15 protein-coding genes are annotated in these 13,958 nt (G+C 50.6%); 8 read left to right on the forward strand and 7 right to left on the reverse strand.

Annotated features, from left to right (window positions below; all coding sequences use genetic code 11):
• Positions 1–2 precede the first annotated feature (2 nt).
• The 6 genes from B9G79_RS09190 to B9G79_RS09215 form a co-directional block, all read right to left on the reverse strand.
• Positions 3–512: a TlpA family protein disulfide reductase gene (locus B9G79_RS09190; protein WP_088565255.1), complete on the reverse strand. Its 510-nt coding sequence runs from the start codon at positions 510–512 to the stop codon at positions 3–5.
• On the reverse strand, positions 513–1,412 hold the full coding sequence (locus tag B9G79_RS09195; RefSeq protein ID WP_088565256.1) for an HTTM domain-containing protein: 900 nt from the start codon (positions 1,410–1,412) through the stop codon (positions 513–515).
• A complete protein-coding gene (locus B9G79_RS09200; protein WP_232468510.1) occupies positions 1,409–1,984 on the reverse strand; it encodes a hypothetical protein in 576 nt (191 codons plus the stop codon). The genes B9G79_RS09195 and B9G79_RS09200 overlap by 4 nt, the downstream gene beginning before the upstream one ends.
• Positions 1,959–3,425, reverse strand: a complete 1,467-nt coding sequence (gene scpB / locus B9G79_RS09205; protein ID WP_088565257.1) for an SMC-Scp complex subunit ScpB — start codon at positions 3,423–3,425, stop codon at positions 1,959–1,961. The genes B9G79_RS09200 and scpB overlap by 26 nt, the downstream gene beginning before the upstream one ends.
• Before the next feature lie 8 nt (positions 3,426–3,433).
• Positions 3,434–4,432 carry a segregation and condensation protein A gene (locus tag B9G79_RS09210; protein WP_088565258.1) on the reverse strand — a complete coding sequence of 333 codons (999 nt, stop codon included), beginning with the start codon at positions 4,430–4,432 and terminating at the stop codon, positions 3,434–3,436.
• A 146-nt stretch (positions 4,433–4,578) separates the two neighbouring features.
• Positions 4,579–5,241: a site-2 protease family protein gene (locus B9G79_RS09215; protein WP_088565259.1), complete on the reverse strand. Its 663-nt coding sequence runs from the start codon at positions 5,239–5,241 to the stop codon at positions 4,579–4,581.
• Positions 5,242–5,605: 364 nt separating this feature from the next.
• Here B9G79_RS09215 and B9G79_RS09220 point away from each other — a divergent pair, with 364 nt between their 5' ends.
• From B9G79_RS09220 to B9G79_RS09255, 8 genes are all read left to right on the forward strand, one after another.
• Positions 5,606–6,772 carry an acyl-CoA dehydrogenase gene (locus B9G79_RS09220; protein WP_088565260.1) on the forward strand — a complete coding sequence of 389 codons (1,167 nt, stop codon included), beginning with the start codon at positions 5,606–5,608 and terminating at the stop codon, positions 6,770–6,772.
• Between the two features lie 115 nt (positions 6,773–6,887).
• A complete protein-coding gene (locus B9G79_RS09225) occupies positions 6,888–8,351 on the forward strand; it encodes a peptide ABC transporter substrate-binding protein (RefSeq protein WP_088565261.1) in 1,464 nt (487 codons plus the stop codon).
• Between the two features lie 12 nt (positions 8,352–8,363).
• Positions 8,364–9,566: an EAL domain-containing protein gene (locus B9G79_RS09230; RefSeq protein ID WP_011164423.1), complete on the forward strand. Its 1,203-nt coding sequence runs from the start codon at positions 8,364–8,366 to the stop codon at positions 9,564–9,566.
• A 171-nt stretch (positions 9,567–9,737) separates the two neighbouring features.
• Positions 9,738–9,959: a hypothetical protein gene (locus B9G79_RS09235; RefSeq protein ID WP_088565262.1), complete on the forward strand. Its 222-nt coding sequence runs from the start codon at positions 9,738–9,740 to the stop codon at positions 9,957–9,959.
• Positions 9,960–10,232: 273 nt separating this feature from the next.
• Positions 10,233–10,979, forward strand: a complete 747-nt coding sequence (locus B9G79_RS09240) for an SDR family NAD(P)-dependent oxidoreductase (RefSeq protein ID WP_088565263.1) — start codon at positions 10,233–10,235, stop codon at positions 10,977–10,979.
• A complete protein-coding gene (locus B9G79_RS09245) occupies positions 10,976–11,365 on the forward strand; it encodes a 6-carboxytetrahydropterin synthase (protein WP_088565264.1) in 390 nt (129 codons plus the stop codon). Before B9G79_RS09240 ends, B9G79_RS09245 begins: the two co-directional genes overlap by 4 nt.
• Positions 11,362–12,099 (forward strand): pseudouridine synthase, encoded by a 738-nt coding sequence (locus B9G79_RS09250; RefSeq protein WP_088565265.1) that lies wholly within the window; start codon positions 11,362–11,364, stop codon positions 12,097–12,099. The genes B9G79_RS09245 and B9G79_RS09250 overlap by 4 nt, the downstream gene beginning before the upstream one ends.
• Positions 12,092–13,117, forward strand: coding sequence for a lipid A deacylase LpxR family protein (locus B9G79_RS09255; RefSeq protein ID WP_232468511.1), 1,026 nt, complete (start codon positions 12,092–12,094; stop codon positions 13,115–13,117). The genes B9G79_RS09250 and B9G79_RS09255 overlap by 8 nt, the downstream gene beginning before the upstream one ends.
• Here B9G79_RS09255 and B9G79_RS09260 read toward each other — a convergent pair.
• Positions 13,114–13,905, reverse strand: coding sequence for a DUF455 family protein (locus tag B9G79_RS09260; RefSeq protein WP_088565266.1), 792 nt, complete (start codon positions 13,903–13,905; stop codon positions 13,114–13,116). The genes B9G79_RS09255 and B9G79_RS09260 overlap by 4 nt on opposite strands.
• Between the last annotated feature and the right edge of the window lie 53 nt (positions 13,906–13,958).

Below are 13,958 nucleotides of genomic sequence, written 5' to 3' on the forward strand. Positions count from 1 at the left end.
GTTTACTTAAAAAGACCCCGGATTTTTACTTCCAGCAAGGGGCTTAACCCCGTCGTGATCCAGGTCAGTTGATGATTCTGATCCAGCAAAGCGGTGGTCGGCGTGGCCCGAACCCCATACTGTCCGGCGATATGACCGCTGATATCCACGCCCACAAGGAAGCTGTATTTGCGCAGATTCACCGTTGATTGAACCAGATCCCGGTCTTCAAGACTTGAAACAGCCAGCACGGAATCTGCGGGAATGACTTTATCATCAACCAGCTTTTGCACCCGGGACAACTCCACTTCGCAAGGCCCGCACCAGGTGGCCCAAAACACAATCACCAGGGGCTTGCCAGCTTTTTGTGATTCGAACAAGCTTCCATCCAGTAACGGCACCGCAAACGACGGGGCCGGCTGATTCTGTTTTTTGAAGTTTTCAATAATACCCGGAAGGCGGTTGGCCAAAACCCACAGGACCGCCACCACCAGCAGTCCGTTCACGATTTTTCCGATCAAGGCTTTGTTCATTTAAATGCGCACCACAGAGCGGGTCTTCACAAGAGTCTTTTCAAGAAGCTGTGGATCCAGGAACAGGAAGTACGTCGACACCATGACCGTGGCAAACGGAATCAGCCCCATGAAGATGCCAATCCCCGCGTGGAACGAAAGTCCCAACAACAGGCACAGATATCTTGTCTTGGGCCAGGCCACCATGGCCGGGAAATAGATCTCAAACAAAATCGTCACATAACCAATCACCGGGATCACCCACGGGAAATGGCGCAGAAACGAAAAATCCATCGTTGTCATTTGCGGATTGGCCAGAACACTCCACAAAGCGGTTCCATCCCACCAGCTTCCACCTTTAAGTTTTTCCCAGCCGGTGTAAGCATAGATCACAGAAATCTGAACCTGCATCATGCGAATCATCATCGAGCTGACGGTGTCGCTCAGCTTAAACGAGCTTTTCTTTCGCACCAGATTCACGACGCTCAAGCGTTCGCAGCTTTGCGTGAAGGACATATAGAACAGGAACAAGGCCCCGATCACATCCGCGCCAAAATTCACCGCATAGTTTCTTTGCAGGAAGCCTGCGTTAATGATCCACGCAATCCCCATCAGCCAGCGCCCGCCAATCCCCACCGTCAACAGCGCCAACAGCACCACCAACACCAGGTTCATGACAAAGTTCATGCTGTCCGGCCAGAAGGTCCACAGGAACAGCGGACGCCCCAGTTCGGGCATGACTTCCAGCGCCCGCGTGCGAGGAATCCAACTGGAATCAGTGTAAAATTCCAAATTATAGAAGCGGGTCAGATTCATATAAAGCAGGGTCGCACACAACATGACTCGCATAAAAGCAAGCCCCAGCAGACTTTGCGGTGCAAACCAGAACTGATCCCAATGAGCCCAGAGTTTCTTGATCATAGGCTCTCCTCATCCCCGCCGGCACAGGAATAGCTTTCACGGATGTACTGGACCTCTTTGGAAAGATCACTGACGCTGTCCTCACGGAAGCGCACGGCCTGATCCAGGAACGGAATAGTTTCAATCACATGTTCCATATCCACCGAGGTGGCCCCCGGATACTGCCGGCACAACCACGGCCCCATCAGCACGCGCAGACGCTTTGGATCCAGCACCATATAGCGCATCAAGGCCCATTCACGCTTGCGGGTGATATTCGGCAAAGGACGATCGTCTTTAGCGATTTCCAACGGGAAAAAACCATAAACCGGCTCTTTGGCCTCTTCGCCGGCATTTTCACCTTCGGTGTACAGATAATTGATGGTGTATTTCAGATACATGGGATGGGCTGGCTCGGGGGAAAAGAAATTCCACCCGGCATTCAAACCCACTGTGTTGGCGTAGGGGGTGACCACGTTTGCAGTCACCCGCCCGAAATAGGCACCCACATTGGGCATCACCAACATCACAAAGATATTATATACGATCCACAGACTCAGAAGAGTCTTAAACAGAAGCTTCACCTTCTTCATCAATGTCGTCCGCCTCACCCAGGAATGGCAACTCTTCTTCTTCGGAAGATTCATCATCAGAGTCAGCGAATAATTGATCGTCTGAAGCCTCATCCAGATCTTCGTCGTTATCAAATGCTACGACAGCCTCTTCCAGCTCGGAATCATCCCCGTCGGTGGATTCATCAACAGACTCATCCGCAGATTCGTCCATAGAAGCTTCCAAAGTCTCTTCAGATCCCTCTTCAGAGATTTCTTCGCCGTTTTCAGCATTCACAGCCGGCTTTTTCATGTTTTCCAAAGCTGCGGCTTTCTTTTCAGCGGCAATAGCCACCAAAGAAGTGCCTGCCGCCAAAGCCTCATCGTACTTCGTCAGCCAGTTTTGGTCACGAGTGGACACTGGTTCACCGAATGCCAAAGCATCACGGATGTTCTGTGCACGCTCCTGATCACGTTTTTCAGCCTGACGGCGTTTTTCTTCCTCAAAGAAGTTAGAGGAAGTCGCGATGTCCTCGAGCTGTTCCTGGATCTTCATCAGTTCTTCCTCACCTTGCGAGTAAGAACCGATGTAAGTTTCAGACATGCTGTCAGTGATGGTCGCAAGAGTCGGTTTTTCCTCCGCCTGCTGTTCATCAATACCTTCCGGCAAAAGCTCATCAATCTGGGACAGGGTTGGAAGCTCTTTCAAGCTTCTCAGGCCGAAGATCTCCAGGAACTTTCTGGTCGTACCGTACTGCATAGGACGGCCTGGAAGCTCGGATTTACCCTCGAAGCAAACCAGATTTTTCTCCATCAAAGCGCGCAGCAAGTGACCGGACTCAACGCCGCGGATTTCATCCACTTCGGCTTTCACCGTCGGCTGCTTGTAAGCCACGATGGAAAGAACTTCCAAAGCCGGACCGGAAAGTTTGAACTGACGCGCTTTCAATGTGCGCTTCAGGAATTCCATATTGTCAATTTTAGTGCGCAGTTGGTAACCACCCGGAACCTCTTCCAGGGTCACACCACGGCGACCGCCGGCGTATTCAACTGCCAGTTGATCCAAGGCGCGACGGATTTTGTCGCCACGAATGTTGGTGCCTTTGAACAAAAGTTTCAAGGAAGCCAGGCTCACCGGTCGGTCAGAAGCAAACAGCACGCTTTCCACGATGCTTTCCAGACGCTCTTCCTCAACGAATTCCACTTCTTCAATTTCAGCGGAGTCAAAGCCGTCAAGCTCAGTGCCGTCAACGGACACTTCACTTTCTTCTTCAGAGGCTTCCAGGGCATCAACTTCATCGTCAGACACTTCCGGAAGGAAGCCTTCTGTTTCCTCTTCTTCCTGCAGGAATACAGAGGCGTCGGACTCAATACCATCAGCGGAAAGCTCGTCGGTTTCAACGTCAGCTTCGTTTTCGAAGCCTTCAGATTCCTCAGCGTGATTCATTTCTTCGTTGATCAAATCTTCTTTTTCTTCAGACATGGTCCCCTCTACACTTCCGTCACGTCATCTTTAAACAATTCGCTCTCAGCAGCCAAGATTTCGTCGTCCGTGGCGATATCATCCACATTTGTGTCAACAAATGCGATGTCGTCTGTGAGACCAGCACCCAAGTCCATTTGCAGCTGGTTGTTTTCTTCTTCAGTTTCCTCAACATCCGCCAAAAGATCTTCGTCAGCGTCGATCTTTTTGGTTTCTTCCATCATTTTTGCCGCGACTTCATCAGCGCGCATGGAATCATATTCTTCAACCCGGCTCAAAACGTCGGTTTCGATCGGTTTTTTGGTATCAACCCAGATGTCAGAATAAGCTTCCGTCTGATACAGACCTACAAAGCCCATCTTACCCAGTTCAAGCAAGGACAGGAACGTGATCAACGCCTGGCGCGCGCGATCTTCGGTCGCTGTCACCATCTCCATCATTGTGGTTCTTTGCCCCACAATCAGACGGTCCTTGATTTCAAGAATACGGCTGGAGATGGACTGGGCTTTCGCCGCCACCTGGTGAACTTTCTTTTTAATAGCACGGGAGATACGACGGTAGCTGGCGATCAAAGAGAACAGAGCGTTGTCCTCAAGAATGATTTCCTCTTCTTTTTCATCCAGTTTTTCACGGGTTCCACGCAACCACACATCACGACCCACCAGCGGGCGGTCATAAAGAAGCTTCGCTGCTTCCTGGTACTTCTGGTATTCAAGAAGCTTCTGAACCAGTTCCTTGCGCGGATCTTCAACTTCAATGGCTTCGCCATTTTCGTCGTACTGAGGCAAAAGCATGCGGGATTTAATCTGGATCAGAGTCGCAGCCATAGCCACGAATTCCCCGGCAACTTCCAGATCCAGTTCTTTCATCAATTTGATATATTCAAGGTATTGTTTGGTGATCTCATGGACTTTGATGTCCATGATGTCCATTTCCTCTTTACGGATAAGGTAAAGAAGAAGTCCAAGAGGTCCTTCGAATTTAGGCAACTGTACTGTAATACTCATGAAAGATGGTCCCCTCTACCCTTTCACTAAAACCGGAACGCACATCGCAGTCCCCGTCCAAACGCCGAAGATTGAATCAAGCGGCTTTGGATTATTCAACAACTCTTTAAAGGCCCCACCCGACGCGTTTGCGCCGCGGCAAAGCCTTAAACTCCCACCCCACTCAACGCAAGGTTGATAAGGCGCTGAGAACTCCAGAAAACCGGCTCAGCCAGGAAGCGCAACATCCCCGTCAACACCAACACCATCAAAACCATGCTGGTGATGTGCTCATTCTGTTCAAGCTTATAATTCAAGCTGGCAGGCAGGAAGCGCGCCAGCACCTTGCCACCATCCAGCGGATGCATCGGCAAAAGATTGAAAACAGCCAGGAACATATTAGTCACAATAAAGGTCTGAAGAATCGCCACGGCCCCTTTGGCATACACACCGAAGGAGTAGTACTTCGCGACCAGGGCAATCGCAAAAGCCCCGACAAATGCCAGGAGGATATTGGACAACGGCCCCGCCAAGGCGATCCAGAACATATCCACACGAGGGTTTTTAAGGTTGCGGGAATTCACCGGCACCGGCTTCGCCCAACCAAAAAAGATCGGCGAAGAAAACGCAATAGCCGCAATCGGAAGAATCAACGTCCCGATCAAATCCATGTGCGCCACCGGGTTCAGGGTCAAACGACCCATTTGCTCCGCAGTGTTATCCCCACGTAGACGCGCCACCCAACCGTGCGCAAACTCGTGGAAGCAAAGTGCAAAAAGAAAAGGAATAAAGTAGACACCAATCTTGGCGCCGATTTCCATCATGTCCATACAACCTCACGCTAAAACACACCTAGACTCATGTCTAGTGCGATAAAACACTTGCACATTTAAAGTGCAATTCAGCTTAACACAGCTTGTTAAGAGAAAAGCTCCCATCATTCCAAGGTCTTGAATAAATCTGCCAAAAACGTTACCGTGACCCCCGTTTTTACAAACAGTTTTAAAACAGATTTAAAACGGTTCTGAATACGTTTTAACAAGAACTGAAGCCCTGCCCTAGGGGCCTACACCTAGCCCTGCGCCAAGTTCCGCAGCAGCACATCCCAAAGGGATGGCGTCCGCGAGGACTGTCCGAAGGCGAAGGGTTAGGTGTAGGCCCCTAGGGCAGGGCTTCCGATCGAAGGGAAATAAGATGTCTGATACAACAAATGCGCGTCCGGCGCTGACTATGCTTTCTGAAGACGAACTGGCATTCCGTGATGCTGTAAGATCTTTTGCAGAATCTGAAATCAAACCTCATGTGACTCACATGGACGAAGAAGCTCAGATGAAACCGGAGATCCTGACGAAGCTTTTCGAAATGGGTTTGATGGGCATCGAAACTCCTGAAAAATGGGGCGGCGCTGGCTCCACATTCTTCATGGCCTGCCTGGCCGTTGAAGAAATCGGTCGTGTGGACGGTTCCGTTTCCGTTCTTGTTGACGTTCAAAACACCCTGACCACAAACGCGTTCCTTAAATGGGGCACGGAAGCTCAGAAAGAAAAATACCTAGGCATGATGGCTTCCAAATCCGTGGGCGCTTACGCTTTGTCTGAATCCTCTTCCGGTTCCGACGCTTTCGCATTGAAATTGAAAGCGGAAGACAAAGGCGACAAATGGGTTCTGAACGGCTCCAAACTTTGGATCACCAACGGTAACGAAGCAAACATCTTCATCGTATTTGCCAACATGGCTCCTGAAAAAGGCTACAAAGGCATCACGGCGTTCATCGTTGAACGCGGCTTCAAAGGCTTCACAGTTGGCAAAAAAGAAGACAAACTGGGCATCCGCGCTTCTTCCACTTGCGAACTGTTGTTCGAAAACTGCGAAGTTCCAAAAGAAAACGTTTTGGGCGAAGTCGGCAAAGGCTACAAAATCGCGATTGAAACACTGAATGAAGGCCGTATCGGTATCGGCGCACAAATGATCGGTATCGCTCAGGGCGCTTACGAAGCGGCATTGGGTTACGTAAAAGGCCGTGAGCAGTTCGGCAAACCAATCGCTCACTTCCAGGGTGTTCAGTTCCAGTTGGCAGAAATGCGCACTGAACTGGAAGCAGCTCGTTTGATGGTTTACAATGCTGCTCGTCTGAAAGACGCGGGCCAGGACTTCATCGAGGCCGCTGCCATGGCGAAACTTTACTCTTCCCGCGCGGCAGAGAAAATCACTTCCAAAGCCATCGATCTGTTCGGCGGTAACGGATTCACCAAAGAATATCCGGTTGAGAAGTTCTGGCGTGACGCGAAGATCGGTCAGATCTACGAAGGTACAACCAACATGCAATTACAAACGATTGCAAAAATGGAATTGGACAAATAGTTCTTTCCTTAAGTTGAACTTGGAAAACGGCAGGCATCCCCTGCCGTTTTTTTATGGTTTTGCCCGGTAATTTTCGTGCTTCAATTCATCCCGCCCTTAAGCTAACCTTAAAGGCATGAAAATCATCCTTGCACTTCTTCTGGCTTTTCCTGCGCTTTCTTTCGCCAACACCAAGGCGTTTCGTCTGCATCTTTCCAACGAACCGGGAAGCCTTGACCCGAACAGGCAAAAGACCTCGGCCTCCAGTTACCTGCTGGGAAATCTGTATCGCAATATCTTCACCTTTGATGATCAAAAGGGCCTGGTTCCGGATCTGGGCAGCGGCTGCACCCGTGACAAGAAAAAGAACCTGACCTGCCGCCTGAAAAAGGACCTGCGCTGGAGCGACGGCACCCCGCTGACGTCCGAAGATTTCCTGCGCACCTATAAAAAGATTCTGGATCCCAAATCCGCAGCCCCGCGCGCGGATTTGCTTTTCAAAATCAAAAAGGCTCAAGACTATTATGCTGGCAAAGCCAAAATCACCGAGCTGGGAATTTCTGCTCCGGATGCCCAGACTTTGCGTTTTGAGTTTCAGGAACCGGACCCTGATTTTGAATACAATCTTACAAGTTTTTTGCTGGCCCCCACCAAAGCAGATCTGGGCGCCTTTTCAGGTCCCTACAAACTGGCTGAATGGAAAAAGGGCCAAAAGATCATCCTGACAACAAATTCGAACTATCAAGGCGGACACCCCGGGCGCCCGAACGTGGAGTTTTTGTTCATTGAGGAAGACACCGTGGCTTTGCAGCTTTATGAAAAGAACGAGCTGCAATTCCTGCGCAGACTTCCAACTTTGTTCATTCCCAGCCATAAAAAACGCCCGGACTTTCACTGGATTGCAGTCACCCGCCTGGACTATCTGGGGTTTGGACCTGAGCTTGCCGACAAGGAAGACCTGAGAAAGGCCTTCACGTACTCTTTAAACTACGTGGAGCTGCAAAAGATCTTTTCTTCGGAAGGTCGCCCCGGCTGCATGGGTGTTCCGGATTCCTGGTTTCCGGAAAAAGCGCCCTGTTACGACTTTGACTTAAAGAAAGTTCCCAAGGTTCAGAACACTTCAACCTTTACTTTGATGTTCTCAAGCCTTGGGGGTGAAGATCACAAGCGCGCCACCGAGTGGATGCAAAACCAGTGGTTAAAAAATGCGGGCCTGAAAACCCATCTGGAGTCCCGTGAAAACAAAGTCTATCTGCAGATCCTGCAGCAGAATCCTCCGGCCTTGTTCCGTAAAGGCGTGGCTCCGGATCGTCCCACCTGCCTTGCGGCTTTGGAGACCTTTGCGCCGTTAAGCCCGGAAAACTACATCCGCCTGAAGTCGACAGAGTATGAAAGCATTTTGTCCTCACTGGCGAAGGCCGAAAAGCCTCAAGATCAGAAGAAATGGTGTCAGGCCGGCATGGATTTCCTGATGAAAAAGCATCTGCTGATCCCGCTGGGCGCCATCCATTTCTCGATGTTGGCCAAACCCGAATTTACGGGATGGAAACTGAATCAAATGAATCAGCTGGACTTGTCCAACCTGCACCAAAGACCTTAGAATAAAACTCATATGAATGCAGCAGCTCAGTCCGTCGACATCCACAAAGATCAGATCATTTTCAGCGAAGGCGATGCAGGTGACTGCGCCTATATCATCGAAAAAGGACGAGTGCTGATTTATCTCACCAAAGACAAAGAGGAGATTCCCCTAACCATCCTGGGGGAAGGCGAAATCTTTGGCGAAATGGCCCTGATCGACAACCAAAACCGTTCTGCCAGTGTGCGCGCATTGGAAGACGTCCGTTTAGCCATCGTCACCAAGCAACAGGTTCTGGAGCGTGTTTCCACTGCCGACAAAGTCGTTCAGCTTTTGATGCGTGTTTTGTTAAAACGCCTGCGTCGCAAAAACATCGGCGGCCCCGGCGGGTCCCGCATCTCGGAAGTGGAGTTCGACAATTCCGGCGCCGGTGATGACGGCACCCAAAGCGCGCTGGATCAGATCAAACTTGAAAATCAGATTTTCCAGGCCTTCCAGAACAAGGAATTTGAACTGTTCTATCAGCCGATCGTGAACCTGAAAAACAAAACCATCACGGGCTGCGAAGCTCTGCTGCGCTGGAACTCCCCGCAGCATGGATTGGTTTCCCCGAATCTTTTCATCGATATCATTGAAAATTCATCCATGGTGATTCCGATTGGTCACTGGATTATCAATCAGGCCTTAAAAGATCTTCGCACCATTCAGGATCAGCTGCGTCTGAATAAAAAAGAGCGCATGGCTGATGATTTCATGATGAGCATCAATATCTCCGGCCGTCAGTTCACGCATTCTGATTTCGTGAACAACCTGGAAGACCTGCGTGAAAAGCATGATCTGCACACCCAGAACATCAAGCTTGAGATGACCGAAAGAATCATGATGGATGGCGCGATCGCCATTGATGCTCTGAACCAGTGCCGCAGTCTGGGTTATGCGATTTCCATTGATGATTTCGGAACGGGTTTCTCGGGTTTGCAATACCTGACTCAGATGCCAATCAGCTTCCTGAAAATCGATCGTTCCTTCGTGATGAAAATCCTGAGCGATCCAAAATCCAAAGCGGTGGTCAGTTCGATCATCCACTTGGCGCACGCCATGGATATCGAAGTCATCGCTGAAGGCATCGAACACCATGAAGAGGCGCTGGTTCTTGAAACGCTGGGCGCTCGTTTTGGTCAGGGTTATTTATTCTCTAAACCCGTCGATCTGGGACGCTTCTTAAAACTGATCTAACTATTAGGCTTCACTCCAGAGGCCTAATTCATTCGTAAAATCGCCAATACGTGTCTCAACTTGAGACTTCTAAACTTGAGAAGATTTCCTAAAGTCCGCCCGACCAACGCCGATAAGTCTTATGTCTTAAGACAATCAACCAGCTTAAGATTTCATCTGGAGGTCACACGTATGGCTGACAAAAAATTTGATAAACAGATCCCGAACAATGTAGTTTCCCTTGAATCTGCTCGCTGCTGCGGCGAAGGCTGCAAAAAGAAATCCGATAAAGCAGGTTTCTGCGCAGAGCACTTTGACTGGTTTAAAGCCGGCCTGATCACTAAAGAAGGCATGAATGCGCCGGACTTCGACAAGAAGTTCTATCACTATACGGCAGCCAAAAAAGTGGCTTAACGCCGTTCCTATTTCGAATTCATCCGTTGAAAGCCGGGCTCCCACCCGGCTTTTTTTATGCCGGCACTCCAGCCTCCTCGGCGTGGCCGGGGTTAAAAATGGCTGAAAAAGGCCCCGAAGATCAAAAGACCGACAAAGAAGAACTTTATTCCGATAGACGTCGCTTCGCGCATGGACATAACTTCTCTTCGGCCCCCTCTTTTGCTACCATAAGTCCAGTTCAAATCCATTAGCACTTCGACTTCGTCGGAGTGGGGTATCCGGGGGTCCAACTTGAAAAAAGCCGTCCTTATCACTGGCGCCAGCAGTGGCATCGGTGCCGCCACCGCAATCGAATTTTCCAAAAACGGATACTTTGTCTATCTTATGGGTCGCAACAAAGAGCGCCTGCAGGACGTGGCTTTGAAATGCCGAAGTGGCGCCTCCATTGTTTCCTGTGACCTGTCTGATGAAGCAGCTTTGAACAAGCGCCTGGACGAGGTTATGGGGGCTAAAATCCACCGCGTGGAATGCGTGGTGAACAATGCCGGCATCTATGAAAGCAACACCACTGAATCCGGAACGGATGAACTGTGGAGCCGTCAGTTTGAAGTTAACATGCTGGGACCATTGCGCATTGTTCGCGCTTTCTTCCCGTACTTCAAAGAACAAGGTGGCGGCAGCATCGTGAATATCTCCTCGACACTGGGGCTGCGCCCCCAAGGCCCGACGTCTGCTTATTCGGCGGTGAAGGCCGCTTTGGTGAACTGGACAGAAAGCCTGGCCCTGGAAGGTGGACCGCTGAATATCCGCGCCAACTGCGTGTGCCCCGGCCTGGTCGACACCCCGATTCATCAGTTCCATGCTTTACCGGAAGATCAGAAAAAAGCGACCCTCGAAAAAATGGGCGGATTGCAGCCGCTGGGCCGCATTGGCAAACCGGAAGACATTGCCCGTGCGGTTTACTTCCTGGGCTCGGATCTTTCCTCCTGGACCACCGGAGCGGTGCTGTCCGTGGACGGCGGGATTAATCTGACATGATTATCACCCTGAAAAGCCCTTTCAGCGCCGCGCACTTTTATGCTCAACCCGCATGGGACGAGCAAAAGAACCGCGAAACCTTTGCCCGCTGCTACACGCAGTACGGACATGGGCACAACTATGTGCTGGAAGCAGGCTTTCATTGTCAGAACAGCAACTGGCAACAACAGCAGCAGCATTATCAGTCTGTTCTAAACAAACTGACCTCTGTTCTGGATCACGAGCATTTAAATTTTGTGATTCCGGAATTTAAAACAAACATCCCGACGACAGAAAACATCTGTCTGTATTTTCTGGATAAACTAAAAAGTCAGGTGAAGTCCGAAGAGATTTCTTATCTGCGCCTTTACGAGATGGACAACATCTGGACGGAGATCCGCCTATGAGCGAAGACAATAAAGTACGCCTTTCCAAACTGATGGCTGAAAAAGGCATCTGTTCCCGCCGCGAGGCGGATGACTATATTTCCCGGGGACTGGTCATGGTCAATGGTGAGGTTGTCAGCCAATTGGGAACCAAAGTCAGTCCGGATGTTAAAATCACCCTGGAAGCTCAGGCGCTGAAACAGCAAAAACGTCTGGCGACGATCTTGCTGAATAAACCCGTGGGTTATGTTTCCGCCCAGCCGGAACCACCGTATCAGCCCGCAATCAAACTGATCACCCCGCAGAATCAGTTCGGGACTTCCAAAACCCGCCTAAAAGAAGAACACTTTAAAGGCCTGGCCGTCGCCGGTCGCCTGGATATTGACTCACAAGGGCTGCTGCTGTTCACCCAGGACGGACGCATCGCCAAAAAGATCATCGGCGAAGAATCCAAGGTCGAAAAAGAATACATCGTGCGGGTGCAGGGTCAACTGCCGCCGGATAAACTGAAGCTTTTGAATTTCGGTCTGTCCTTGGATGGGAAAAAGCTAAAACCTGCGAAAGTGGAATGGCTGAATGAAGATCAGCTGCGCTTTGTTTTGCAGGAAGGAAAAAAGCGTCAGATCCGCCGCATGTGCGAGCTGGTCGGTTTGAAAGTCACAGGTCTAAAGCGTGTGCGCATCGGAAAAATCCGTCTGGGTCAGTTGCCCGAAGGCCAATGGCGCTTCCTGGAAGAGGACGAGAGTCTTGATTAAAACGTTGCTGCTGGCAGCATTTGTTTTTGCAGGACTCAACCCGCTGGCTGGCGCCGCCAGTCGCGGGGAATCCTACAGCGCAACAATCGAAAACGACACGCGCCGGATGGGCGGACCGAACTCGGATGACGATTACTCCAGCGGTTTTCGCTTTGCTTACATCTATGCCGAAGACACCATTCCATCATGGGCGCCGACCTTGACGGACTGGTCCAAATCACTAAAAAAAGAACTGACGGAATCCACCACGAATTTTGGGATCTCGCTCAATCAGAAAATCTACACACCGGAAAACACCGACATTAAAGAGCCCATCCTGGATGACCGTCCCTATGCGGCCTGGCTGTATCTGGGGTTCACTGCAAACTACAAGACAGAGACCCACAGTCACAGCCTGGAACTGGATATAGGAATCGTCGGACCTCCTGCCATGGGGGAACAGGTTCAAAATGGGTTCCACCACATTGTCGATGTGCCCGAAGCGCAAGGCTGGGACAATCAACTCGACACCGAGCCCATCGTGCAAGTCTCTTATTTTCAGAAGGTGCGTTTTGTAGATGTCCTGGATAAAACCACAGGACGCATGTTTGATGTGATTCCCTATGCCGGAGCGTCCCTGGGGAATGCCCTGATTGCCGCACACACCGGCGTGATTGGGCGGCTGGGAGTGAATATCCCCAACGATTTTGGTCCCACCCGACCCTCTGCATCTGATGGCGACATGATCAAGGACCCGCGCGAAAGCAACGGCGACCTTCCATGGCGGGCTTATGTTTACGGAGCCGCTCGCGGAAATCTGGTGGGTCATAATATCTTTATCGACGGAAGCATATTCCACAATGGTCCGCACGTGACCCGCAAGCCCTTTGTAGCCGAAACCGAGTTTGGCTACGGTGTTCAATACATGAACTTCAGCTTTATCTGGAGATTTGTGACGGTGTCACCGGAATTTGAGGAGCGCGACAACTTCCACAGCTTCGCCTCCATGACCCTGTCATATTATCACGATTTGGATTAGTTCTTTTTGTCCTTGTTCATGAAATCAAGGCGCAGGTTTTCAAAGTACTGAATCTCTTCATCCGTAAAGCCGGCTTTGGAACGCAATACGCGATTCACCGGCTCAATACGTTTTGGCAGGCGCAGGCGCAAATCCGCCATGCGCGTGAAGAAATCCTCGCCTGCCTCCATCTTTTTCTGACGGCAGATTTCGCGGTACCATTCTGATCCAAAATTCACATGCCCGATTTCATCGTGATTGATCTGTTTTACGATTTTTTGGACAGGACCATTGGACCCCAGTCCTTCCAGTCGGCGGATCAAAGTGTCCCCCGCATCCAGACCGCTGCCTTCAAGGTACCGGTGCACAATCAGAATACGGTCCAACAATGAGTCTTCAGCACTCACGGCACGCCAAAGCGCGGAATGCACCGGCCAGTCCCCCCATTTGAATCCCAGGGACTCGATACCCTCCAGACACATGCGCAGATGCTCGGATTCGTTCAAAGTGATGGCCACCAGTTCTTCTTTGAAGCCCTGCGGAGCATCCGGGAACTCCGTCAGGGTTCTTACCCCCAGCTCCATGGCCTGAAGCTCAATATTGGCCAGATCGTGCAGCATGCGCGCCTGCCCTTCGGCTGAAGAAAAGCCCTTTTTAGGGGGGTGAAGCTTCGGGTGCAGCAAAAGGACGTCCCGTGCCGGATCTTCAGGCATCTGTGTCCAGGGCTGAGTGAGTTTAAAGGCCTCCTCACAGGACTTTTCAATATTGTCTATTTTTTCCCACACATCCGGGACCAAAAAACTGAACATAGCCCCTTTTACATCCCGCTCCCTTTGTTGCCAAATATTTCCTGATTTGGTGC

This window comes from Bdellovibrio bacteriovorus, from assembly GCF_002208115.1.
Lineage (GTDB): Bacteria > Bdellovibrionota > Bdellovibrionia > Bdellovibrionales > Bdellovibrionaceae > Bdellovibrio > Bdellovibrio bacteriovorus_C.

What these genes read in the sequence shown, in the direction of transcription:
- B9G79_RS09190 (WP_088565255.1), bottom strand. Translation starts at nt 512, where the DNA reads ATGAACAAAGCCTTGATCGGAAAAATCGTGAACGGACTGCTGGTGGTG.
- B9G79_RS09195 (WP_088565256.1), bottom strand. Translation starts at nt 1,412, where the DNA reads ATGATCAAGAAACTCTGGGCTCATTGGGATCAGTTCTGGTTTGCACCG.
- B9G79_RS09200 (WP_232468510.1), bottom strand. Translation starts at nt 1,984, where the DNA reads ATGAAGAAGGTGAAGCTTCTGTTTAAGACTCTTCTGAGTCTGTGGATC.
- scpB (WP_088565257.1), bottom strand. Translation starts at nt 3,425, where the DNA reads ATGTCTGAAGAAAAAGAAGATTTGATCAACGAAGAAATGAATCACGCT.
- B9G79_RS09210 (WP_088565258.1), bottom strand. Translation starts at nt 4,432, where the DNA reads ATGAGTATTACAGTACAGTTGCCTAAATTCGAAGGACCTCTTGGACTT.
- B9G79_RS09215 (WP_088565259.1), bottom strand. Translation starts at nt 5,241, where the DNA reads ATGGACATGATGGAAATCGGCGCCAAGATTGGTGTCTACTTTATTCCT.
- B9G79_RS09220 (WP_088565260.1), top strand. Translation starts at nt 5,606, where the DNA reads ATGTCTGATACAACAAATGCGCGTCCGGCGCTGACTATGCTTTCTGAA.
- B9G79_RS09225 (WP_088565261.1), top strand. Translation starts at nt 6,888, where the DNA reads ATGAAAATCATCCTTGCACTTCTTCTGGCTTTTCCTGCGCTTTCTTTC.
- B9G79_RS09230 (WP_011164423.1), top strand. Translation starts at nt 8,364, where the DNA reads ATGAATGCAGCAGCTCAGTCCGTCGACATCCACAAAGATCAGATCATT.
- B9G79_RS09235 (WP_088565262.1), top strand. Translation starts at nt 9,738, where the DNA reads ATGGCTGACAAAAAATTTGATAAACAGATCCCGAACAATGTAGTTTCC.
- B9G79_RS09245 (WP_088565264.1), top strand. Translation starts at nt 10,976, where the DNA reads ATGATTATCACCCTGAAAAGCCCTTTCAGCGCCGCGCACTTTTATGCT.
- B9G79_RS09250 (WP_088565265.1), top strand. Translation starts at nt 11,362, where the DNA reads ATGAGCGAAGACAATAAAGTACGCCTTTCCAAACTGATGGCTGAAAAA.
- B9G79_RS09260 (WP_088565266.1), bottom strand. Translation starts at nt 13,905, where the DNA reads ATGTTCAGTTTTTTGGTCCCGGATGTGTGGGAAAAAATAGACAATATT.